We start from the raw sequence: 22506 nt of genomic DNA, 5'->3' as shown, positions 1-22506 counted from the left end.
ATTAAGGCTTGAACCCTATGGCACTGTGGGCAAAAAATAAGGCGAATTTCTCGGTGGCGTTTACGGAAGATGCTGCGGATCAAACTTTGCTGGCCGCTATTGAAAAAGAGTTGGCTTTCACGAAGTATCAGACTTTCAGCAATCTCTGCAAGCAAGCTTTGTGGCAGTTTTTGTCTGTATCTGAGTCTGCTAGCTCTACACAGAACTTTCAGCGGTTGGAACAGCGTATTGCTGAACTTGTGGTGAAATTTGCTGAGTTTGAGCACAATGTTTCGGCAGAGGAATTAAGCCGTTTGGAGGGACTGGAACATCAACTGAGTCAACTCAGCGCGCAGTTGGATCAGTTGCAGGGGAGTGTTAACAGTAAGTTTGCTCAAGTTTCTTTTGCCCCAGTTTCAAAAGTAGTAGAGCCTGGCCCGATTGAGTCTGACTCTGTGGCGGATGATAATGTAGTGCCTGATGCTGAAGTTGCTCCTCCTCGGAATTCCGATCCTTTGTTGGAGCGTTTAAGTTCTTTGTTACCCCAAGATTTCTAAAATGAGGTAGACCCAGGCTAAAAAGCCTTGAGATGTAATGTTAGTGGCCCGCTGTTAGCAGCCGGTACTGAATACAGAAACAAAGCGATCGCTCTTTTGAAAAAAAAGGGCGATCGTTTTGTTATTGCCGATTTTAGATTTTAGATTTTAGATTTACTCATTTTTGTCTATACCATTCCCATTATTTGATTATTCCTAATTTTTGTAATCGCGAACGAATGGCACTAGGCTGTCGCTGAAATCTCTGAGCTAATTCGTCAATTTGTTGACCGCTAGCATATTCTTGCTTCAAATTTTCGTCTTCATCCTGACTCCACTTGACATAAGCTCTGGGATATTTCTGGCGAATTTTCTCATTCTGGGTTTTTGGTCGATAACCATTCTTTTGATCGGCATTCAAACCCGAACCAAACTGTGGGTTAATTTCCCCACCGCGATGGGCTAGCGCATCTTGCACGCGGTTGGGAATCACAGCAATTTCTTCAGATAGTTGAGCCAAAGCATTGTCTACTTTTTGCTGAAGTTCTGTTAGCTGTCGCTGCTGCAAATTGCCCCACTGTGGCAGTTCGTTGATAAACTGCTGCAAGTCCAGAATTATTGTTGTCAAAGTTTCGACTTGTTGCAACTCCGGTCGCTGTTTGAATTGGCGGCTGGTGAGTTCGATCTCGCTTTGAATCATTTTAATAGTTTTTTCTAAAATTATTAGTCGCTGGCGCAGGTTCTCAATTGCTGAAATTAGAGAGTGTACATTTTCTCCAGGCCCAACATTGAGATTTTCGCGAGATGTTTGAGCAAGAGCTTCGTCTAAAGCATTTACAGCAAGTTGCAATTGCTCGATCGCGCGATCGGTAGTAGCTGCTTGTTGATTTACGCGATCGAACGTGGCCGCCGTACTTGCTTTAACTTGCTTGTGCAGCTTCTGCCGGTTCACAAAATTCAACACCAACGCAATCACGATCGCGCCTTGAGCATAAACGCTCTGTTCCCAAACCAAACTAGCAGCCAATCCCACAGCAGAGGCAGCAATAAAAACCACTTCAGCAGTTTCTAACAAATTGCTCGACGTGGGATTTTGGATTTTTGTTGGTGAATTGGATGATGACATAAGTTAATTAGGAATTGGGAATTGGGAATTGGGCATAGGGAATTGGGCATAGGGCATAGGGCATAGGGAATTGGGAATTGGGAGGCTGTACATCACGGAATTTAAAATTACTATGGGTTTTTTATTGACAGCCATGTAATTAAATATATTAAAGCTGCAAAATTTGTCGAGCTAAAGTGAAATAAATCAAGACCCCGAGGACATCAACTGCGGTGGTAATAAAGGGAGCAGACATTAAAGCGGGGTCTAAACCCAAAGAACGAAATAGAAAAGGCAGAGCTGAACCGGCAATAGAAGCTAAAATTGCGATCGCAAACAAACTCACTCCCACCGCGAGTGCCACTGGTAAACTCCCTTGCAGAGTGTAAGCCCAGCCCGTCGCTACAGTTCCCAATATAGCTCCTAGCAGCGCTCCCGCCATCCCCTCGCGAACAATTACTTGAAACGGGCCCATTGCTGTAATTTCATCAGTGTTCAAACCGCGAATTACAACTGTTGAGGACTGAGCTCCGACATTGCCTCCAGTGCCAGTCAGCAGGGGAATAAAGGCTGCTAGGGCGACTACTTGGTTCAAAATATCTTCTTGAGCTCTAATAATTGCGCCGGTGACAGTATTAGTTAAAAGCAGAACAAACAGCCACACGACTCTTTTCCGGGCAACGGTAATTAAATCGGTCTGAAAATAATTGTCGCCACCGGATTGGACGCCGCCCAAGGTATAAATATCTTTGGCTGCTTCTTGTTCTAAAATGTCGATCGCATCGTCAACTGTAATGATGCCGACCAAACGCTGTTCGCGGTCTACAACGGGCACAGCTAAAAAATCGTAACGCTGGATCAGCCTAGCTACTTCTTCTTGATCCGTTCCTGTTTGAACAGAAACTACGTCGCGGGTCATAATTTCGCCGACAGTTTTGTCGAGGGGCGAAGTGACTAAATCCCGCAGGGATAAAATACCTGTCAAGCTGCGTCCGGCGTCAGTGACGTAAAGAGAATAAATTGTTTCGGTAGTTTTAGCCAAAGAGCGAATTCGGTCTAAAGCTTGGGCGACGGTAAAGCTTTCTTTCAGAGAAATATATTCCGGGGTCATGATCCGACCGGCGGTACTGGCTTCGTAACCCAAAAGTTGAGCCGTTGCTTCCCGTTCCGTCGGGCTCAATTCACCCAACAGGCGACGGACTAATATTGCCGGCAGTTCGTCAAACAGTTTAGCTCGATCGTCCGGGGACATTTTGTCTACAATGTCAATGACTTCTTGGCGTTTGAATTTTTCGCAGAGGGACTGCTGAACGCTGGAGTCGAGATATTCGTAAACTGCGATTGCTTCGTCTTTGGAAAGCAAGCGGAAAGCTATTACTTGCATGGTTTCTGGCAGGCCTTCGATAGCTTCAGCTATGTCTGCTTCCTGCACCGGGTGCAAAATGGCTTTTGCTCCTTTAAAGTCTCCTTCTTCCAACAGGGCCCTTAACTGCGATCGAACTAATTCCCGCAGTTCTTTTCGCGCGTAGGTTGGTAGAGAAGACGATTGATAACTTTTTTCTGTCACTGATGACCCTCCTAAACCTGTGCTGCGCGCCTTCCTGAATCCAGTTTAGAGCCTATTGACGCCACTGGTTACAGCGATCGGACTTGCCCTGACAAGATCCGCACCTGACCACGAATTTCAAAGGTAGTACCCGCCACGTGATTTATCCGTGGAATCAATCCCAAATCGAAAATCGAAAATCAGAAGAGCCCCCGCATTGATCCGTGGGGTCGCCTCTAAAATCTAAAATCTAAAATCTAAAATCGCGCAATCGATTGACCCCTATTCTTCTGGTGCGCGCCCAGCATCTTGCCCGATTTGGGTTCAAATACATTTATCTCGATCGGCGACACTCATCGGTAGGAAAGGAGAATTGCGCCCCAGCACTTTTTCCAACAGGTTCGTCGAACTTTGATTGCGAATATAATTATTGACTGTTTCTTGCCATTCAGTGTCACTTGCTGGCAATATCATGCCGTAAGAAATGCAGGTTAAAGGCTGCTCCGGTATCACAGAATATTGGCTTGGACTTAAACCCTGTCTCAGCGCTTCTCCTACTAACAGCATTCCGTCGCTAGCGAAGGCATCGATTGTTCCTGATACCGCATCTTTTACACCAGACTGTCTGCCCGCGATACCTTCATACAAAGGTGTAGGGCTAGGATTTAGACTCTCAGATCAAATCAAGGAACAGGGAACAAGAAAATTATTTTATGTAGGAATGAGTCTCAAAAGCTGCATCTGAATAGTGTATAATTATCACACAACAGATGTGATATTACAAGGTGCGTATTGTAGGATAAAAATTCTCTTCGCTCTTATTTTTATTACGGAATGTTTAAACTTGTATCTTTTTCTTAACCCTTTTATATTCTTTACCAAATCTTTATTTTTTTTGTATAGGGTCTTGTTATCGTTGCTTCAAGCGAGCTTACAGCATTTTGCAACAAAAGTGAAATAGCCTTTAGTTAAAAAAGAGGTCTTTATGACACAGTGCCCCTGCTGCTCGAATCAAATGCTCCGTCACGTTCGCCAGCATCAAATCTACTGGTTTTGTCGCCAATGTTGGCAAACAACACCTATTTACAATCTGAACAGATGTTGCTCATCGCCCTCTATAAATCTAGTTAGAGGGCTAGGGCTTAATGAACAACATTCTTTACCAGTGGAATCTAATAGCTCATTTGAGGGGGTATAAAGTTTAGATAGTGCCTTATAACTAACTGGTTTTCCGGCTCAAGACTTAGCTCTCTTGCCTCAGTAAATTACCCAATTATAGCCCAATAAATCGAAAACAGCTCTATTCATCTATCGCTTAATTTATGGTGATCCCTCGACGCAAAGTCATTATAAGTTTAGACCAAACACCACTTAAACGATTGCTACCTCTTTTGCTTGGTGTGGTGGCTTCTTTTGCTGTTTTATTTACGTGGCAACAGCTAACCATCAATGCACAAATTCACATTGAGCAGTTAATTCAGCAGGAAGCCAATGCGATTCAGTCACAACTAACCGAAGGATTATCCATTCGAGTTTTGACGCTTCGGCAAATGGCGAGTCGCTGGCAAGCCAATGGCGGTACACCAAAGGCTCTTTGGGAAGCCGATGCTGAGGCTTATGTAAAGGATTTTTACGGTTATCAGGCGATCGCATTAGTCGATCCATCATTTAAAGTGCGATGGGTTGCACCACTGGCAGGGAATGAGGCAGCGCAAAACCTAGATTTGAATGGGGAACTACGTCGGAAAATTACTTTGCAAGTAGCTCGTGATTTGCGTCAACCTATCTTAAGTGGCAATATTTCACTTGTTCAAGGGGGTAAAGGATTTTTAGCAAGTTTTCCTTTGTTTGTAGGTGAACGGTTTGATGGGTTTATTGTCGGAGTTTTTCAATTTAAAACTCTATTTGAGAGTATTTTAAAAGTGTCATCTGGGTACAATGTGGCTATATATGATGGCCCAAATTTGATCTACGGTCAAAAGTATTTGCCTCAAAAACCAGAGGATAAAACAGTTGTAGTGAAAGCCTATGGTGTAGACTGGAGGATAGAGGTTTTTCCAACTTCATATCTACTAAATAATGTCAAATTTTATTGGCCAAGAGTTGTATTAATTGGTGGTTTAGTTTTAGTTTTGATCCTGATGTGGGTCGTGTATCTCGCACAAATTAGTTATGGCAAAGTCGATAAATTCAAAAAAGCTAATCGCCAGTTGCAATGGGAAATTCACCAGCGAGAACAGGCAGAAATTGCGATCGCCCGACTAGCTGCGATCGTTGAATCTTCGGAAGATGCCATTCTTAGTAAAGATTTAGAGGGTGTAGTTACAAGTTGGAATGTAGGAGCCGAAACAATTTTTGGCTATACAGCGGCCGAAATAGTAGGGCAATCAGGGAGAAAAGTGATTCCCGCAGACTATCGAGATGAGGAAAACGAAATTATCACTAAAATCCAGCGAGGAGAACGCATCGAACACTACGATACAAAGAGGCTGAGGAAAGATGGAACATTAATCGATGTCTCGATGAGTGTCTCCCCCATTAAAGACGATGCAGGGAATATAATTGGAGCCTCAAAGATTGCCCGGAATATTGCTGACCGCAAACAAGCAGAAGCAGCACTACGTCAAAGTGAAGAACGCTGGGAACTTTCTGTACGCGGGAATAATGACGGCATTTGGGATTGGAATGTTCAAACCAACGAGGTCTTCTTTTCTAGTCGTTGGAAGGAAATGCTGGGCTATGAAGACCATGAAATCCAAAACATTCTAGACGAATGGGCTAATCTGGTACATCCCGATGATTTGGGATGGGTGATGCAAGCCGTTCAAGATCATTTTGCCAAGAAAACTCCTTTCTATATCACAGAACATCGCATTCGCTGCAAAGATGGTTCCTACAAATGGATTTTGGATCGTGGTCAAGCACTTTGGGATGATGCAGGTAACGTAATTCGGATGGCTGGCTCTCACACCGACATTACGGAGCGCAAGCAAGCTGAAGTTGCTTTACAGGTAAGCGAAGCCAGATATCGGCAATTGATCGATAACTTAAATGCGGGTTTTGTGATTCATGGGACAGATACCTGCCTCCAATTCTGTAATGAAACGGCCGCTGAATTACTAGGGTTTTCAATGGATCAAATGCTGGGAAAACCCGTGAGCGATCCGGCATTGCATTTGGTGCGGGAAGATGGCAGCGTGATGCCCCTAGAGGAATATCCCGTGAATCAGGTTTTATCCACGGGAAGTTCTATCAAAAATCAGGTTTTAGGAATTAAAAAAGAAATGGATAGTTGTGTGTGGGTATTAGTTAATGCCTACCCGGAGTTAGATCAAAAAGGTCAACTTAAAAAAGTTATAGTTACGTTTATTGATATTAGCCAGCGCAAAAAAGTGGAGCTGGAAATCCAAAAAACTCGCAATTTCTTACAAGCACTTCTGGATAATTTACCCGTGGCGGTTTTTGTTAAGGACGCACAGCCTAAACAATTTGGCGTATTTCAGTTTTGGAATAAAACCAGCGAACGGTTATTTGGCATTTCAGCCGAACAGGCGATCGGCAAAAGTGGCTATGATTTGTTCCCAACAGAACAGGCTATCTTTTTTGACCAAAAGGATAGAGAAGTTTTTGAAAAAGGTAAGACTGAGGATATTCTCGAAGAAGTCATTGACAGTCATAGTCTGGGAAAACGTTGGCTGCATACGGTGGAGATTCCCATTTACGACGAACAGCATCAGTCCCAGTACCTACTTTGTTTTTCAGAAGATATCACCGATCGCAAACAAGCAGAAGCAGAGCTTAGAGAAATGAGTGAGGTGATGAAAAATGCGCTGTCCGGCATTTCCAAAATAGACACTCAAGGACGTTACCTCTATGTCAATAAAGCATATTCTGACGTGACCGGCTATCAGCCAGAAGAAATGATCGGGATGTCCTGGCAAAAAACCGTAGATCCCGATGAGTTGGAAAAACTGGTTGCAGCCTATTGGCTGATGGTGCAAGAGGGCAGAGTTGAAGTTGAAAGCAGAGGGGTTCGTAAAGACGGTTCGGTTTTTTATAAGCAATTGGTGATGATTTCAACTTACGACGAACAGCATCAATTTTTGGGGCATTACTGCTTCATGAAAGATATTAGCGATCGCAAAAAAGCCGAAATTGCACTAGAACAGGAACTCCTGCGGAGTAAAGCCTTCTTCAAGACTTCACTGGACGGTGTTGTTGTCATGGATAGGGTCGGAAAAGTTGTCGAAGCTAGTCCCAGTTTTGCTCAAATGCTGGGCTACAGCCTAGAAGAAACCCTGAGTATGAGTGTGTTTGATTGGGATGCTGAATGGACGAGGGAAGAACTACAACTTATGCTCCAGAGAGAGGAGGTTATTCCGCTGTTTGAAACGCGACATCGCCGCAAGGATGGTTCTGTATATGACGTGGAAATTAGCTGGAACCGGGTGAAATTAGAAGATGAGATGATGAACTTCTGTATCTGCCGGGATATTAGCGAACGTAAACGCAACGAAGCCGATCGCCAACAATCCGAAATCGAGTTAAAAATCTCTCAAGCGCGATTTGCCGGAATTTTAGAAATTGCCAGCGATGCGATCATTTCCATCAATACCAATCAGCAAATCACTTTGTTTAACAAGGGAGCCGAAAAAATTTTTGGTTACGTGGCTGAGGAAATTTTAGGGAAACCCCTGGCGATGTTGATGCCCTCGCGCCTTGCCGATGCTCACCATCACCACGTCCGCCACTATGCCCATAATGGAGGCTCTGCAAGGCAAATGGCAGAGCGAGGAGCCATTTTTGGGCGGCGCAAAGATGGCACAGAGTTTCCCGCAGAGGCTTCCATTTCCAAGATCGAGATCAACGGTGAAATTATTTTTACTACCTTTCTGCGAGATATTACGGCTCGACAACAGGCAGAGGAAGCTCTGCGCTATCAGAAAGAGATGTTTCAGGCGATCGTCGATAATATCCCAGTGATGATTGCTTTATTTAACGCGCAAGGTCAAATGGAATTGCTCAACCCGGAATTTGAAAACATTTTAGGTTGGTCGCTAGAAGATTGGCAGCAAAAAGATATCTTAGCTGAGTGTTATCCTGACCCAGTTGATCGTCAAAGTGTCGGGGACTTTATGTTATCAGCAACCGGCAAGTGGCAAGATATGAAAACACTGACCGCCACCGGACAGCAGTTAGAGACATCTTGGGCAAACGTGCGGCTTTCTAGCGGGCATTTTTTGGGCATTGGGCAAGATATCAGCGATCGCAAACGTAAAGAACTGGCACTGCAGCACGCAATGGAAGCAGCAGAAGCAGCGAACTTGGCAAAAAGTACCTTCCTAGCCAATATGAGCCACGAATTACGCACACCTCTCAACGTAATTCTAGGATTTGCTCAGGTGATGACCCATGACCCCTCCCTAACTCCCAACCAAAAAGAAGACCTGCAAACAATTCGACGGAGTGGGGATCACCTCTTGAGTTTGATTAACGATGTGCTGGATCTCTCGAAAATTGAATCGGGACACTGCACAGTTGAAGAAAGCGGATTAGACTTAATTGCGCTGCTGCATTCCCTGCGAAATATGTTGGCCCAACGAGCAAGTTCTAAAGGACTTGACCTTTGTTTCGAGATTGCGCCAGAAGTTCCCCAATTTATGCTTGTCGATGCTCAAAAACTGCGCCAGGTTTTGCTCAATCTGCTGAGTAATGCCATCAAATTTACCGATCGGGGAAGCATTACTTTGCAAGTCAGTATTGAGGCGGACGGTACAGGGGCATTAACCACAACTCGGCAGATTCTCCAGTTTGTAGTCGCTGACACAGGTGTAGGGATTGCACCGATCGAACTCAGTACCATCTTCGATGCGTTTGTGCAAGCCCAAGCTGGGAGACGATCGATCGGCGGTACTGGGCTAGGTCTCACCATTAGCCGCAAATTGCTGGAACTCATGGGCGGAAAAATTTCTGTCAGCAGCACTCTGGGACAGGGGAGTACCTTCACCTTTACCCTTCCCGTCAGCCCCATCAGTGGAGTTAATGTTACACCCGAAGAGAATAATCGCCTCGTGATTGGGCTGGCTCCCGGTCAACCGGATCATCGCATTTTGGTGGTTGATGATCAAGCAGAAAATCGCTTGCTAATGGTCAGATTACTGACACAATTAGGATTAGAGGTAAAAGAAGCTACCAACGGACAGCAAGCGGTGCAGATTTGGCAACAATGGCAACCCGACCTAACCTGGATGGACATTCGGATGCCCGTGTTAGATGGATACGAAGCTACGAAGCAAATTCGGGCAATGGAAGACGGACAGAACAGTATCATTATTGCACTTACGGCCCAAGCTTCCCAGAGCGATCGCACCCTCGCCTTGGCTGCTGGCTGCAACGACTACATCAGCAAGCCCTTCCGGGAACAGACCCTATTTCTTAAGATGGCCCAATACCTAGGTTTAGAGTATGTATATGAGGAAGAGGAAACAGAAAAGGGGGAACGGGGAACAGATTGTTTTCCTTCTTATTTCTGTTCTGTTGCCTCTGGGGTTCCAGATTCCCTCGATCCAATGCTTCTGGCGACATTACCAAAAGAATGGGTGGTTGAGTTGGAAGATGCTGCTTTATGTGGGGATGATTTTGCGATCGTTGAACTGGTAGCTCAACTTTCATCAGACCTGGCTCAATTCGGTACTCATCTGACGGAACTCGCCCACCAGTATCAATTTGAGAAAATCCTTAATCTAATTCAAGGTAATTTCCCAAGTGAAATTCCTCCATTGGATTTATAAGCTGTTGTGCAGTTAAACGTTTGATTAGGACTAGGAAATTAGGCACAGCCAACAAGAATTCAATTTGATTGTTGGTAAAATTGCCAAAAAAACATCCTTAATTTTTATTGATAACTACTGCTCTAAAATGCCTCATAAAGTACCAAAAATTTCGGAAATTACTCCTTTAGATTTAACAAATTTAGAGGAATGCAGTGAAGAATCAGTATATGCTCCCGGTCATATTCAGCCCCACGGAATACTTTTATGTCTGCAAGAAAAAAGCCTCAACATTTTACAAGTAAGTGACAATGTAGAAGTGTTTTTTGGCATTGGTGTCGCAGAATTGCTAGGTCAGCCATTGCCATGGTTATTTGGTCACGAGCAAGTACAAGAAATGGTCAGGTATCTCAATCAAGAAAAGCTCAAGATTCATAATAGTTTTAATCTGAAAATACCTCTAAAAGACGGCAAAATTCAAACATTTAGAAGCACAGTGCATCAGCGACCCGATGAGTTGATTCTGGAACTAGAACCCCAATTGACTATTGAAAATAATCATGCAATGGATTTTTATCAGCGTCTGCAAACAGTTATCCTCAACTTTCGCACTGCGCTCGGTCTTTCTGATTTAGCTCAAACCATTGCTAGAGAAGTAAAAGCCATGACAGGGTTCGATCGCGTGATGATTTATCGGTTTGAAGCCGATGACCATGGGGTGGTGATTGCCGAAGAGAAAGAAAGCTATCTAGAAAGCTACCTGGGATTGCATTACCCGGCGATCGATATTCCCGTACCCGCCCGCAAATTGTTTTACCGCAACTGGGTGCGCCAAATTCCTGATATCAATTACACCCCGGCCCGGCTAATTCCCACCAACCATCCCCTAACCAATACACCCCAGGATCTAAGTGCTTGTGTCTTAAGGGGAGTATCTCCCTACCACATTGAATATTTGCAGAATATGGGAGTGGCTGGGACACTGACGATTTCGTTAATTGACGATCGACGCCTCTGGGGATTAATTGCCTGTCACCATTACAGCCCGCGATTGGTAGATTACGACACTCGCAAAACCTGTGAATTTTTAGGACAATTTGCCTCGATCGAACTGGTGCATCAGCAAGAGCGAGAATTGAACGTTTACCGATCGCAGGCGAAAACTATTCAGGATCAACTTCAGCAGGCATTCCGGCGAGAGTCTAATTTTATCGAACAGGTATTGACCGAAAATGCTTCTCAATTGCTAGATTTAGTTCATGCTCAGGGAGCTGCTATTCTGCTCGATGGTCGTCTGACATTGGTGGGTAAAACACCATCTGAAGCTGAGGTTGACGAACTCGTGCAGTGGTTGCTGCAACAGAACAAAGAACGAGTGTTTGCAACAGCTTCTTTGTCTCAGTTGTATCCCCAAGCGAAGCAATTCAAAGAGCGAGCTAGCGGTGTTTTAGCAATCTCAATCTTGCTATCCTACGCCATACAAAAGTCATACCACATCCTTTGGTTCCGACCCGAACAAATTCAAACCGTAAACTGGGCAGGTAATCCACATGATGCTGTGTCGATCGACGAAATTGGAAAAATGCACCTGTCTCCCCGCAAATCCTTTGAACTGTGGAAAGAGACAGTGCGGGAGATGTCTGAGCCGTGGCAGATTGCAGAGTTAGAAGGTGCCGCCGAAATGAGACATATCCTCATGCTGGCGGTGTTAGAATTTTCGCAAGCTGCCCTAGAACACGCTGCAGAAAGGGCAGCAATAGCCAACCGTGCCAAAAGCCAGTTCCTTGCGAACATGAGCCACGAGCTCAGAACGCCACTCAACGCCATTCTGGGATTTACCCAGCTTATGAACCGCAGCCCCCATATCCCAGAAGAATTTCAAGAGCATTTAGGGATCATTACCCGTAGTGGAGAACACCTGCTGACATTGATCGACGATGTTTTGCAAATGTCTAGGATTGAAGCAGGGCAATTGGTACTGACTAAAAGCTGTTTTAATCTGCATCGACTGCTGGGTTCTATTAACGAGATGTTCACCATCAAAGCGCCTGAGAAAGGGTTACATCTGAGCAGCGAGTGGGATGCTACTGTCCCCCGTTATGTCTGTGGCGATCAAGCAAAACTTCGCCAAATCTTGATTAATTTGTTGGGGAACGCGATCAAATTTACAACAACAGGAAGCATAGTGCTGCGCGGACGAGCTTTTTCATCAGATGATATGCCATCCAGTACAAATTGCGATCGCGCCACTAATCAACCGGATATTCAACGAACTATTACCCTGTGTCTCGAAGTTGAGGATACCGGATCGGGCCTTTCTCCCTCAGATTTAGAATCAATTTTTGACGCCTTCATGCAAACCAATCGCGATCGTCACGATCGAGGAACAGGTTTAGGACTGTCTATCAGTCGTGAGTTTGCGCGTCTGATGGGAGGGGATATCACCGTGCGAAGCACCCTGAATCGAGGCTCGACTTTTACCTGCCAAGTCGTTTTGGAACTACCAGAGTCGGTTGATTTAGAGGAACCTGAAACGAGCGATCGGATTATCGGGATTGAACCTGGGCAACCTATCTACCGAATTCTAGTAGCAGAAGACGTTCCCGAAAATCAGCAACTGCTGGTGACACTGCTGGAGTCAGTTGGGTTTGAGGTGTGTGCGGTGGAAAATGGGGTAGAGGCGATCGATCGTTGGCAAACATGGCACCCTGACCTGATTTTGATGGACATTCAAATGCCTGTCATGGATGGTTATGAAGCGACGAGACAGATTCGATCGCAACAGTCATTAGTCATGAGTCATGAGTCATCAGCAGATAACTCAGGGCAAATGTCACAGGACAAAAGACAAATTACACGCATTATTGCCCTGACTGCCTATGCTTTTGAGGACGATCGTATCGCCAGCCTGCAAGTCGGTTGCGATGACTACATTGCCAAGCCGTTTACTGAAGACACACTTTTCGACAAGATAGCTCATCACTTGGGCGTCCGCTACTGCTACGCCGAAAAAATTCCGCCAGACTCATCAGCTTCGCCACCAAAGATATTGACTCCATACTTGAAAACCATGCCCCCCAAGTGGATTGCAGAAGTTCATGAAGCAGCACTCGATCTTAGTGATAATAAGCTTTATGAACTTATCGCTCAAATTCCCAAGGAGAAACAAGATTTCATCGCGGCGATGACATCTCTGGTAGATAACTTTCAGCTTGAAGCGATCGCAACTCTCACCCAGATTTAGGAATAAGAACATGACAGCTTTATTCAAACTTGTAGCCCAAACGCATATTCTCATCGTGGATGATACCCCAGACAATCTACGCTTGTTAGCCAAAATTCTAGAGTCACAGGGCTATATTGTCCGTAAAGCCCTCAACGGCAGAATGGCACTCCAAGGTGTTCATCGCGACCCACCGAGTCTAATTTTACTTGACATCAATATGCCCGAAATGAATGGGTACGAAGTCTGCCAAAAGTTAAAAGCATCGGAAGCGAGTGCTCAGATACCGGTTATTTTTATCAGTGCCCTCGAACGACTAGAAAACAAGGTACGAGCCTTTGAACTCGGTGGCGTAGACTATATTACCAAACCCTTTCAAGAACAGGAAGTGCTGATGCGAGTAAAAAATCAATTACTCATCCAACAGCAACGCCAACAACTGCTAGAACAAAATCAACGTTTAGAACATGAAATCCAAGAACGTCTGAGGGCAGAAGCAGAAGTAAGACAGCTATCCGTGACCGATGAATTAACGGGATTATATAACCGACGGGGCTTTTTTTTACTAGCAGAGCAACAACTAAAAATTGCGAGGCGCACGCAAACATCTTATTTTATTTTGTTCGCTGACTTAGATGGTTTGAAAAAAATTAACGACACTTTAGGACACGAAATGGGAGACCGAGTAATCGTGGACGCAGCTCAAATATTGAAACAAACCTTTCGTGAGGCGGATATTGTGGCTCGACTGGGAGGAGATGAATTTGCTTTATTTATTCCTAACTTTTCTGGTGATTCATCTACTAATTTTCATGCTCGGCTGCAAGACAATATAGATCGCTTTAATCAACAGTCAGAGCGAGCTTATATATCAATAAGTCTTGGTGTGCAGTTTGGGGATTTAAATAATGAAGTTTTATTAGAACAATTGCTGGCAAAGGCTGATAAACTGATGTACGAGCATAAACGCACCAAACGCTGTTTCAATCCTCAACCTTTCTTTTGAGAACACCGATATCGGAGCGTCATAAGCAGTATTTATTAAATGTGAGATCAACCGAGAAAGAGTAAACTGAAAACAAGATCGGGAAACAGCTTGCAGACATTAGCCCCTGGGCCAGAAAACACGATGCAGTACAGCTCATCACACCTAAAACTGAGAGGGTGACAACCGCGTTAAAAGCTCTCTCTGTATTAGGTTAAGGGTGTGTGCGAGCAAAAAATGTCGTAGCTATTGAACATTTGCTAGTTGAAATTGAGATAAATTTTAGATTCAGCGGACTTATGTAAAGTATTGTAGGATTAAATTGGCGATCGCTCTGGCTGTTCGCCATTAAAATTAAGAGAGAGTATTTATGCAAATTGTGCTGGCTGCCTTAGACGATAGTTTAGTTAGAGCCTGGGAAAGCACTTGCGGCAGTATGGAAAATGTAAAGATACATCACGGTTCAATATTTGATGTGAAATGCGATGCTATTGTTAGTCCGGGGAATAGTTTTGGTTTCATGGACGACGGCTTAGAGTTAGAAATTTCGGAATATTTTGGAGGGCAGGTTCTTGAACGCTTGCAAAAAATAATTCAATCTCGACATCACGGCGAACTCTTAGTAGGCATGGCAGAACTTGTAGACACAGATCATGCTGAAATTCCCTATTTAATAGCTGCACCAATTATGAGGGTTCCCACAGTTTTAAGAGAAACAGTAAATGTTTATCTAGCAACCCGCGCTATTTTGACTCTCGTAAAATTTGGCTCTGTCCCAGATGGAACGCCTGTCAAACATATAATTGAAACTATCGCTATTCCCGGCATGGGTACGGGAATGGGCAAAATGCCGCCACATATCTGTGCCAATCAAATGAAAGTTGCGCTGGAAGATATCCTCTTATCTCAGTACGAATTTCCTCAATCTTTACTGCACGCTCAAAGAGGTCACCATTTGTTATATACGGACGATCGCGAAGATTTGCAGTTGGCAAATTAAAATTATTAAATTGGCCCGTTTTATTGGGTTGAGAAACCAAGTTGATTGGTGTGTGTTGTTTTAGGTAGAGAGACTTATCATAAATTTAAGGAATGAGAATTAAATAACTTCCACTCTTGAAAGTGGGATGGGCGTCCCGCCCGTCATGAGTGGACGGGCGGGACGCCCATCCCACAATAACAATTAAAATTGTAAGTTATTTAATTCGCGCTCCTAAGTGCGCTAAACCGTACCTGCAAGTTGGCGGTATCCTACAGACAAGAGAAACTTTGGTAGATATAATGTAATAGAACTGAGGTCATTCCAACTAGGTAAGCGCGGATACAAAAGTTGATAAAGCTGGAACAAGAATTGCCTAGTTCTTATTAAATGCCAGAATTCCTTCTGGCGCTACACGTACAAAGTCTGTATAAAAGACCACAATTCAATCTGGCGCTACACATACAAAGTCTGCGTCCTGGGACTGTTAGTTTTTTTCAAAATGTTTACTACGAAAGGAGAAGATTGAGATGACAGATCCAAAAGTAACCGAGGAACCAGTTTTAGAGGCTACTCTCGAAACGACGGAGCTCGTCAAAAAAGAGATGCCCGACGCGACTGATGAGGCGATCGCAGAAACTGCGGCGCTGTTTGAATCAATTAAAAAACGGGCCACCGCCGAAGTGCAAGCAGCGGGCGAACTCACCCGCGAAGCTTATTTAAAAGCTGTCAATAAGGCATCGGGGGCGATCGAAGAAAATAAGGATCTTGCCCACGAGAGATTCACAGAAGCAGTCAAGCTGATTAAAAAAGAAACTGAGAAAAATTGGCTGGTGGTAGATGCGATTAAAACGCGGGCGCAAGCGCAGGTGCAAGATGCCGGCGAAGTCAGTCGCGAAGCTTATTTGAAAGCAGTGCGACAAGCGCGAGAAGCGGTGGAACAAAATAAATTGATCGAACGCGATCGCATCGAACAAGCTGTTGACCACATTCACACGGAAGCTGAAAAGAATTGGCACCTTATTGTGAAGCAAATTGAGTCGATCGGCACTCGCTTGACGGATGCGGCTAAGTCTGCATGGAATGCGCTAACGGCGTTTTTTGACAAGAAGGATTAAACTCAGATATGACACCATTTTAAGAAACAGGCAAGATGCCTGTTCCACAAAGATTGAATTTTCTTGTGGAACAGGCATCTTGGCTGTTCATATTTAAAAAACAGGCAAGATGCCTGTTCCACAAAGATTGAATTTTCTTGTGGAACAGGCATCTTGGCTGTTCATATTTAAAAAACAGGCAAGATGCCTGTTCCACAAAGATTGAATTTTCTTGTGGAACAGGCATCTTGCCTGTTCATAAAAGGTTTTGACACTAAGCGCTATAATCAAAAAGCATTATTTTTAGTCCATAACCCCCAACCATGAGAAGTTACTACTGCGGCGAACTGCGAAGCGAACACATCGGAGAGACTGTCACCCTTTACGGCTGGGTGGATCGCCGCCGCGATCATGGCGGGGTGATTTTTCTGGATGTGCGCGATCGATCGGGTATTGTGCAAATTGTTAGCGATCCTGAACGCACCCCCGATTCCTATCACGGGGCTGAGGCTTTACGCAGCGAATACGTGCTTAAAATTACGGGTAGAGTCAGCAGCCGCCCCGAAGATTCCCTCAACCCGAAATTGCCTACGGGTGAGGTGGAAATTTATGCTGACGAAATTGAGTTGTTGAATGCGGTTCGCAAACAGTTACCGTTTCAGGTGGCGACGGCGGATACCGAAAGCGTGCGGGAAGATTTGCGGCTGAAATATCGCTATTTGGACTTGCGGCGCGATCGTATGAGTCGCAATTTGCAGCTTCGCCACCAAGTAGTCAAAGCTATGCGCCGCCACCTGGAAGATGTGGGAGGTTTTATTGAAGTTGAAACACCGATTTTAACGAGATCGACTCCTGAAGGTGCGAGAGATTATTTAGTGCCCAGCCGCGTCAATTTGGGCGAATGGTACGCTTTGCCGCAGTCGCCGCAGTTGTTCAAACAATTGTTAATGGTTTCGGGTTTGGACAGATATTATCAAATTGCCCGCTGTTTCCGCGATGAAGATTTGCGCGCCGACAGACAGCCGGAATTCACACAATTAGACATGGAAATGAGTTTCATGTCTTTAGAAGAAGTTATCGAATTAAACGAAGGTTTAGTCTCCCAGATTTTCCAAAGTGTCAAAGGCGTAGAAGTGCCTCGTCCTTTTCCGCGCTTGACTTACGCTGAAGCAATGGATCGCTACGGTAGCGACAAACCAGACACTCGCTTCGGTATGGAATTAGTCGATGTTTCCGATTTGATGAAAGATTCGGGATTTAAGGTATTTTCCGGGGCGGTTGCTGCGGGCGGAATTGTGAAAGTTTTGCCGATTCCGGGCGGTAATGATGCGATTTCTAATGTGCGGATTAAACCGGGCCCGAAAGGCGATTTGTTTAAGGAAGCCAGCGAAGCGGGTGCGAAGGGATTGGCTTACATCCGCGTGCGGGATAATGGCGAAATTGATACGATCGGCGCAATTAAGGATAATTTGACGGAAGCACAAAAACAGCAATTGCTCGATCGCACGGGCGCGCAACCAGGTCATTTGTTGTTATTCGCCGCAGCCGATGTGACAACTGTCAATAAGACTTTGGATAGATTGCGTTTGTTTGTCGGTAACGAATTGGGATTGATTGACAAAGAGAAGATGAATCTGCTGTGGGTGACAGATTTCCCGATGTTTGAATGGAACGCTGATGAGAAGCGTTTGGAAGCTTTGCATCACCCGTTTACTGCGCCGCATCCCGACGATATTAATGATTTGAAAACTGCGAGAGCTCAAGCTTACGATTTGGTGTTAAACGGTACAGAAATCGGCGGCGGTTCTCTGCGGATTTATCAGCGGGAAGTTCAGGAAAAGGTGTTTGAGGCGATCGGCTTATCGACTGAGGAAGCTTACAATAAGTTTGGCTTTTTGTTGGATGCGTTTGAGTATGGAACTCCGCCCCACGGTGGCATTGCTTACGGTTTGGATCGGTTGGTGATGCTGTTGGCTGGTGAGGAATCTATTCGCGATGTGATTGCGTTTCCGAAGACGCAGCAGGCGGGTTGTTTGCTGACGAATGCGCCGGCTGGGGTGGATGAGAAGCAGTTGAAGGAGTTGCAAGTGCGATCGACTTATACGCCCAAGTCATAATTGTATAAAACACCTTGACAATTTAACCATTTGTAAATTCCTGACTTCTTTGAGAAGTCGGGAATCTGGGTAGTTCTAGTTTGGTGTCGTTGATGCAGAGGAGTTAGAGAGTTTGGTTGAGGTTGGTTGAGGTGAGTTGGGGAAGTTGGGTTAGGTTAAGGGTTGGGTGTGGCTATGCCATAATGAATGAGAGAATGAAATCAACCATTAACCATGACAACCACCGTTGAACTTAACGAAGAATTGGTTAAAGAAGCCTTTCGCTTAACCAATTTCAAAACAGAAAAAGAACTGATTGACTTTGCTTTGCAAGAATTAATTCGCACCCGTAAAAAGCGGAATATACTTGATTTAAGCGGACAAATTCAATTTTCAACTGACTACGACTACAAAGCTTTGCGGGAAAACCGAAATGTTTCTGATTGATACCTCAGTCTAGATCAGCGTTTTCCGCGACAGGACAGGTGTAGTACGCCAATCCCTCGAAGCAATAATTAATGATGAAAGTATTTTTCTGAACCGATTTACTCAGATGGAACTTTTGCAAGGTTGTCGAGATGAACGGGAGTGGACACTATTAGAAACTTATCTCCAAGAACAAGATTACATCGAGTCTACGCCTAATACTTGGGTAGCGGCTGCTCGGATTTACTACGATTTGCAACGACAGGGGTTAACGGTTAGAAGTAGTATCGACTGCTGCATTGCCCAACTTGCGATCGAACACCAGCTTATTCTAGTTCATAACGATCGCGATTTTGAAACTATTCAGAGAGTGCGATCGCTCAATTGTTTGCGCTTCCGACCTGACAATTAATGAATATTGTTTGGAATCATAGTTAATTACTTTAAGGGCTGGTTTTTCTGGCATGAATTTCGCTTCGGACTGATTCTACTTCTTGGGTGATAGTTTCTCAAGAAAGTTCATCGGTTCTAAATGACTCCAAAAGAACTGTTAATTTACTGTTTAATACTTCTTTTTCAAGCTCTTGACTTAACTGCAATTTTTCGGGATAGGGCAGTTGTTTGACTAGGGCTAAAATTTGCTCAAAGTTTAGGGAAAGTTGATAGTTGGCTAGAGTCATTGTTGTTCGTTATGTTTAGGGCTTGTCGATATTTTATCTCAATTTTTGGGATTGAGGATGGCTTCAAGTCTCTAAAACAGTCCGTTGCAGGTAGATATCGGCGGGGCGAGCGAGGTTATCGAATTTGCTGCCGTCGATGCAGAAGAGTTGGAGGGAGGCTTTGGTGGAGGTTGGTTTCGGCGAGTTGGGGTTGCAGGAGTTGGGGGAGTTGGGGCAGGTTGAGGGTTTGGCGTGTCGCTATGCTATAATTAAAAACTTAAACATCATACAATACTTCGGACAGTTTTTTAACGGCCCTGTAAGCCTTACAGAGAAAGCCCTGCCATTTTTAACGCATTTTAGGAAACTTAGGGCTGGACTTAAACCTTGAAATAATAGTCCACCATATAGCCAGTCTGGGTTTCGGACACTCGATTAGATATAAAACTGTCCGAAGTATTGATCATACAAAATGTAAGTGAGAACTTAAAAATGAGTGGCTTTTTAAAACCAGAAGACTTTGAAAAAATTTTTACATCGCACTTGAAGATTGGAACCTATTCCAGATCTATAGAATCACTTTTTAGTTTACGCAATTTAAATAAAATCAATTACAAGCCGTATTATCAGAGAAATTATGTATGGGACGATCATAAAGCGACTTACTTTATTGAAAGTATTTTGTTAGGGACTGAGATTCCTCCTCTTATATTTTTTGACAACGGATCGGGTATTGAAGTAATTGATGGAAGGCAAAGATTTGAAACCATCAAAAGGTTTAAAGAAAATGAATTTTCCTTAACAAGGAATGGTCTGGAAGCACTAAAGCAGATTGCCAAAGCAACTTATGAGTCTTTACAAGCTAGTTCTGAAACAAAAAGTATAATTAATTTATTTTTGACTGCAAAAATTAGAATCATAGAATTTAAAATAGTTAGTGAACCTAGACTTGATTTAGCCCTTGAAGACAAGGTTAAGAAGGAAATATTTGGCAGATATAATTCTGGTATAACCCCTTTAAAGAAACCAGAAATAGATAATGCTCTCTATGATACAGATTCAGTCTTTCGGAAATTCAAGAATTTGGTAAAACAAGACTCTGAATTCTGCAACATGATTACTGACCTTTTCTTGCCGAAGGAGAGTGAAAGAGTTTCTGATCGCGGAAGAATACTACAGTTTATTCGTAGGTATTTAGTTCTCTACAAGTTTCCTATTAGGTATTACTCATGGGGAAACAACAGAACTGAAACGTTAGATAAATTGTATGAACACATGACAAATGAAGTAGATAATATAGATGATTTATGTAATAAATTTGTAGAAAAAATTCGTCTGGTTCATCGAATGAAGCAGATATTTAGCGATAAAAATCTAATTTTAAAACGACCAGCTTTTGAATGTTTGTTATGGGCAATTCAAGTATTAGATGCTGAAAACATTGATTTATCTAAGGTGGATAATAACGCTCTAATTGAACGCTTAGGTCAGGCAATTTCAGATAACAATCATAAGTTTATTGATTCTCACTACTATAGTAATGTTCAAGAACGTTTCTCGTTTACGGCGAAGTTATTTGAGCAGGAATTTAGTGTAAAGTTTCGTGTCTATTTAGAGGGTAACAAGAAGACAAGAGATGAATTAAATCTCATTAGGAAGAGTAAAAATGACGATACGGTTACAATACTCGGTGAGTTAGCCTCTCTAAGAGTAACAAAACCCGAACCATCGCTAAATTCAATAGATGATATTGCGACAGTGATGGATCGTGATATGTTTCTTGTTCGTCCTTCTTACCAGAGATCGGAAGTAATTAATATATCTAAAGCATCTTCAATTATTGAAAGTATTCTTTTAGGTATCAGCCTTCCTCCAATCTTTATTTATAAGCGTAAAGATGATGTTTCTGAAGTGATAGATGGACAACAACGTCTACTAACAATTTTAGGTTTTATATGTAAAAACTACATGGATGAAAACGGTAATCAATGTACAAGCAAAAACTCTGGCTTTGCTTTAAAAGGATTAAAAATACTGAAGCATTTAAACAATAAAACCTACAATGATCTTAAAGATTTTGATGCTTCTTTACAAGATAAAATTTTAGACTTTGGACTCTTGGTAGTCGAAATTCAAGAAAATCTAAATCCAGATTTTAACCCAGTTGATCTTTTTGTTAGGCTCAATAACAAGCCATATCCGATTAGAGAGAATTCTTTCGAGATGTGGAATTCTTGGGTAGATAGAGATATTATTGAAACTATCAGAAAAAATCTTGATAAGCATAGACAGTGGTTTTATATCAAACTTGTCAAAAGCAGTAATGATAGAGATAGGATGGAAAATGAAGAACTTTATACATCCTTAGCGTACCTTGAATATCAGCGCCTGAAGAGGAAGGAGGCTCATAAGAGTTGGTCTATTTATAATAGAAACGATGGCATCAATTTAAGAGTTTCCTCACACGAAATTACTAGGCTACTTCAAAGTGCTTTTGAAGATGAAGAGGTAAAGACTAACTTTCTCAAAGGTATCAAAAATGTAGAAAGCTTTGTAAAAAAAGTGAAGCTTATTTTGCTGGATAGAGATGTTGAAGGAGGCAAAGAAGCATTAGATAAGTTTTTTGGTGATGAATTGAATTTCCTCTTCAAAGCGCAAAGACAAGTTCGTTCATGTAGGCGTACAAAACAAGACTTTTACATTCTGTGGTATCTTGTCAATCCACTTAATCTTGAAATGGTTAAGTTTCACAGGTTAAACATGAAACAAGACTTGCAAAATATATTTTCTAATTTAAGCAATCCTTCAGAAAGTTTCACCAAAGATTTGTTTCGATCAAAAGCTCAAAACTTTCAGGAAAAGTATGCAATGAAGCGAAGACAAGCTAAACTTTCTGAAGCCGAAAAGCTTGAAAAACTTAGAGGACAAGATAATCGCTGTGCTATCTCAGGAGCACCTCTATTTATAGGAGATGATATTGAGGTAGATCATAATACACCATTAAGCATCGGGGGAGTAGATTCTATAGAGAACCTTCAAATTACTCACAGGGACAGTAATAGAAAAAAAGGATCTAAACCTCCCTCTTAATTGTTTATATCCTGC

Annotated in this window: 16 protein-coding genes; 11 read left to right on the top strand and 5 right to left on the bottom strand. The window is 43.2% G+C overall.

Annotated features, from left to right (window positions below):
- The first annotated feature begins 17 nt into the window (after nt 1–17).
- Nucleotides 18–536: a hypothetical protein gene (locus QUB26_RS11865; protein WP_333056950.1), complete on the top strand. Its 519-nt coding sequence runs from the start codon at nt 18–20 to the stop codon at nt 534–536.
- A 181-nt stretch (nt 537–717) separates the two neighbouring features.
- Here QUB26_RS11865 and QUB26_RS11860 read toward each other — a convergent pair whose 3' ends face one another.
- From QUB26_RS11860 to QUB26_RS11850, 3 genes are all read right to left on the bottom strand, one after another.
- Nucleotides 718–1641, bottom strand: coding sequence for a hypothetical protein (locus QUB26_RS11860; protein WP_333240338.1), 924 nt, complete (start codon nt 1639–1641; stop codon nt 718–720).
- 148 nt (nt 1642–1789) lie between these two features.
- Nucleotides 1790–3187, bottom strand: a complete 1398-nt coding sequence (mgtE, locus tag QUB26_RS11855) for a magnesium transporter (RefSeq protein WP_333240340.1) — start codon at nt 3185–3187, stop codon at nt 1790–1792.
- 303 nt (nt 3188–3490) lie between these two features.
- Nucleotides 3491–3814, bottom strand: a complete 324-nt coding sequence (locus tag QUB26_RS11850) for a hypothetical protein (protein WP_333318125.1) — start codon at nt 3812–3814, stop codon at nt 3491–3493.
- 674 nt (nt 3815–4488) lie between these two features.
- Here QUB26_RS11850 and QUB26_RS11845 point away from each other — a divergent pair.
- The 5 genes from QUB26_RS11845 (at nt 4489) to QUB26_RS11825 (ending at nt 16241) form a co-directional block, all read left to right on the top strand.
- Nucleotides 4489–9957, top strand: coding sequence for a PAS domain S-box protein (locus QUB26_RS11845; RefSeq protein ID WP_333240346.1), 5469 nt, complete (start codon nt 4489–4491; stop codon nt 9955–9957).
- Nucleotides 9958–10084: 127 nt separating this feature from the next.
- Nucleotides 10085–13180, top strand: a complete 3096-nt coding sequence (locus QUB26_RS11840; protein WP_333318116.1) for a response regulator — start codon at nt 10085–10087, stop codon at nt 13178–13180.
- 10 nt (nt 13181–13190) lie between these two features.
- Nucleotides 13191–14165 carry a diguanylate cyclase gene (locus QUB26_RS11835; RefSeq protein ID WP_333056958.1) on the top strand — a complete coding sequence of 325 codons (975 nt, stop codon included), beginning with the start codon at nt 13191–13193 and terminating at the stop codon, nt 14163–14165.
- A 349-nt stretch (nt 14166–14514) separates the two neighbouring features.
- Nucleotides 14515–15144: a macro domain-containing protein gene (locus QUB26_RS11830; protein WP_333240350.1), complete on the top strand. Its 630-nt coding sequence runs from the start codon at nt 14515–14517 to the stop codon at nt 15142–15144.
- 509 nt (nt 15145–15653) lie between these two features.
- Nucleotides 15654–16241, top strand: coding sequence for a hypothetical protein (locus tag QUB26_RS11825; RefSeq protein ID WP_333318115.1), 588 nt, complete (start codon nt 15654–15656; stop codon nt 16239–16241).
- 19 nt (nt 16242–16260) lie between these two features.
- Here QUB26_RS11825 and QUB26_RS11820 read toward each other — a convergent pair whose 3' ends face one another.
- Nucleotides 16261–16467 carry a hypothetical protein gene (locus QUB26_RS11820; RefSeq protein WP_333318114.1) on the bottom strand — a complete coding sequence of 69 codons (207 nt, stop codon included), beginning with the start codon at nt 16465–16467 and terminating at the stop codon, nt 16261–16263.
- Nucleotides 16468–16543: 76 nt separating this feature from the next.
- On the opposite strand from QUB26_RS11820, the gene aspS reads away from it, so the two are divergent.
- The 3 genes from aspS (at nt 16544) to vapC (ending at nt 19154) form a co-directional block, all read left to right on the top strand.
- Nucleotides 16544–18337 (top strand): aspartate--tRNA ligase, encoded by a 1794-nt coding sequence (gene aspS / locus QUB26_RS11815; protein WP_333318113.1) that lies wholly within the window; start codon nt 16544–16546, stop codon nt 18335–18337.
- Between the two features lie 213 nt (nt 18338–18550).
- Complete coding sequence (locus tag QUB26_RS11810; RefSeq protein WP_333240359.1) at nt 18551–18763, top strand: type II toxin-antitoxin system VapB family antitoxin; 213 nt, start codon at nt 18551–18553, stop codon at nt 18761–18763.
- Between the two features lie 13 nt (nt 18764–18776).
- On the top strand, nt 18777–19154 hold the full coding sequence (gene vapC / locus QUB26_RS11805; protein WP_333240403.1) for a type II toxin-antitoxin system VapC family toxin: 378 nt from the start codon (nt 18777–18779) through the stop codon (nt 19152–19154).
- 97 nt (nt 19155–19251) lie between these two features.
- Here the strand turns inward: vapC and QUB26_RS11800 are convergent, their stop codons facing one another.
- Entirely contained in the window at nt 19252–19422 is a 171-nt protein-coding gene (locus tag QUB26_RS11800) for a hypothetical protein (protein ID WP_333318107.1), read from the bottom strand.
- An 84-nt stretch (nt 19423–19506) separates the two neighbouring features.
- On the opposite strand from QUB26_RS11800, the gene QUB26_RS11795 reads away from it, so the two are divergent.
- Nucleotides 19507–19644 carry a hypothetical protein gene (locus QUB26_RS11795; RefSeq protein WP_333318103.1) on the top strand — a complete coding sequence of 46 codons (138 nt, stop codon included), beginning with the start codon at nt 19507–19509 and terminating at the stop codon, nt 19642–19644.
- 249 nt (nt 19645–19893) lie between these two features.
- On the top strand, nt 19894–22491 hold the full coding sequence (locus QUB26_RS11790) for a GmrSD restriction endonuclease domain-containing protein (protein ID WP_333318099.1): 2598 nt from the start codon (nt 19894–19896) through the stop codon (nt 22489–22491).
- Nucleotides 22492–22506: the final 15 nt, after the last annotated feature.

The sequence above is a fragment of the Microcoleus sp. B4-C1 genome (genome assembly GCF_036705285.1).
Taxonomy (GTDB): domain Bacteria; phylum Cyanobacteriota; class Cyanobacteriia; order Cyanobacteriales; family Microcoleaceae; genus Microcoleus.
This window is presented reverse-complemented; position numbering and strand designations above follow the sequence as displayed.

Excerpts from the sequence above, each read along its gene's own strand:
- QUB26_RS11865 (WP_333056950.1), top strand. The coding sequence starts at position 18 with ATGGCACTGTGGGCAAAAAATAAGGCGAATTTCTCGGTGGCGTTTACG.
- QUB26_RS11860 (WP_333240338.1), bottom strand. The coding sequence starts at position 1,641 with ATGTCATCATCCAATTCACCAACAAAAATCCAAAATCCCACGTCGAGC.
- QUB26_RS11845 (WP_333240346.1), top strand. The coding sequence starts at position 4,489 with ATGGTGATCCCTCGACGCAAAGTCATTATAAGTTTAGACCAAACACCA.
- QUB26_RS11840 (WP_333318116.1), top strand. The coding sequence starts at position 10,085 with ATGCCTCATAAAGTACCAAAAATTTCGGAAATTACTCCTTTAGATTTA.
- QUB26_RS11835 (WP_333056958.1), top strand. The coding sequence starts at position 13,191 with ATGACAGCTTTATTCAAACTTGTAGCCCAAACGCATATTCTCATCGTG.
- QUB26_RS11830 (WP_333240350.1), top strand. The coding sequence starts at position 14,515 with ATGCAAATTGTGCTGGCTGCCTTAGACGATAGTTTAGTTAGAGCCTGG.
- QUB26_RS11825 (WP_333318115.1), top strand. The coding sequence starts at position 15,654 with ATGACAGATCCAAAAGTAACCGAGGAACCAGTTTTAGAGGCTACTCTC.
- QUB26_RS11820 (WP_333318114.1), bottom strand. The coding sequence starts at position 16,467 with ATGCCTGTTCCACAAGAAAATTCAATCTTTGTGGAACAGGCATCTTGC.
- aspS (WP_333318113.1), top strand. The coding sequence starts at position 16,544 with ATGAGAAGTTACTACTGCGGCGAACTGCGAAGCGAACACATCGGAGAG.
- QUB26_RS11810 (WP_333240359.1), top strand. The coding sequence starts at position 18,551 with ATGACAACCACCGTTGAACTTAACGAAGAATTGGTTAAAGAAGCCTTT.
- QUB26_RS11800 (WP_333318107.1), bottom strand. The coding sequence starts at position 19,422 with ATGACTCTAGCCAACTATCAACTTTCCCTAAACTTTGAGCAAATTTTA.
- QUB26_RS11790 (WP_333318099.1), top strand. The coding sequence starts at position 19,894 with ATGAGTGGCTTTTTAAAACCAGAAGACTTTGAAAAAATTTTTACATCG.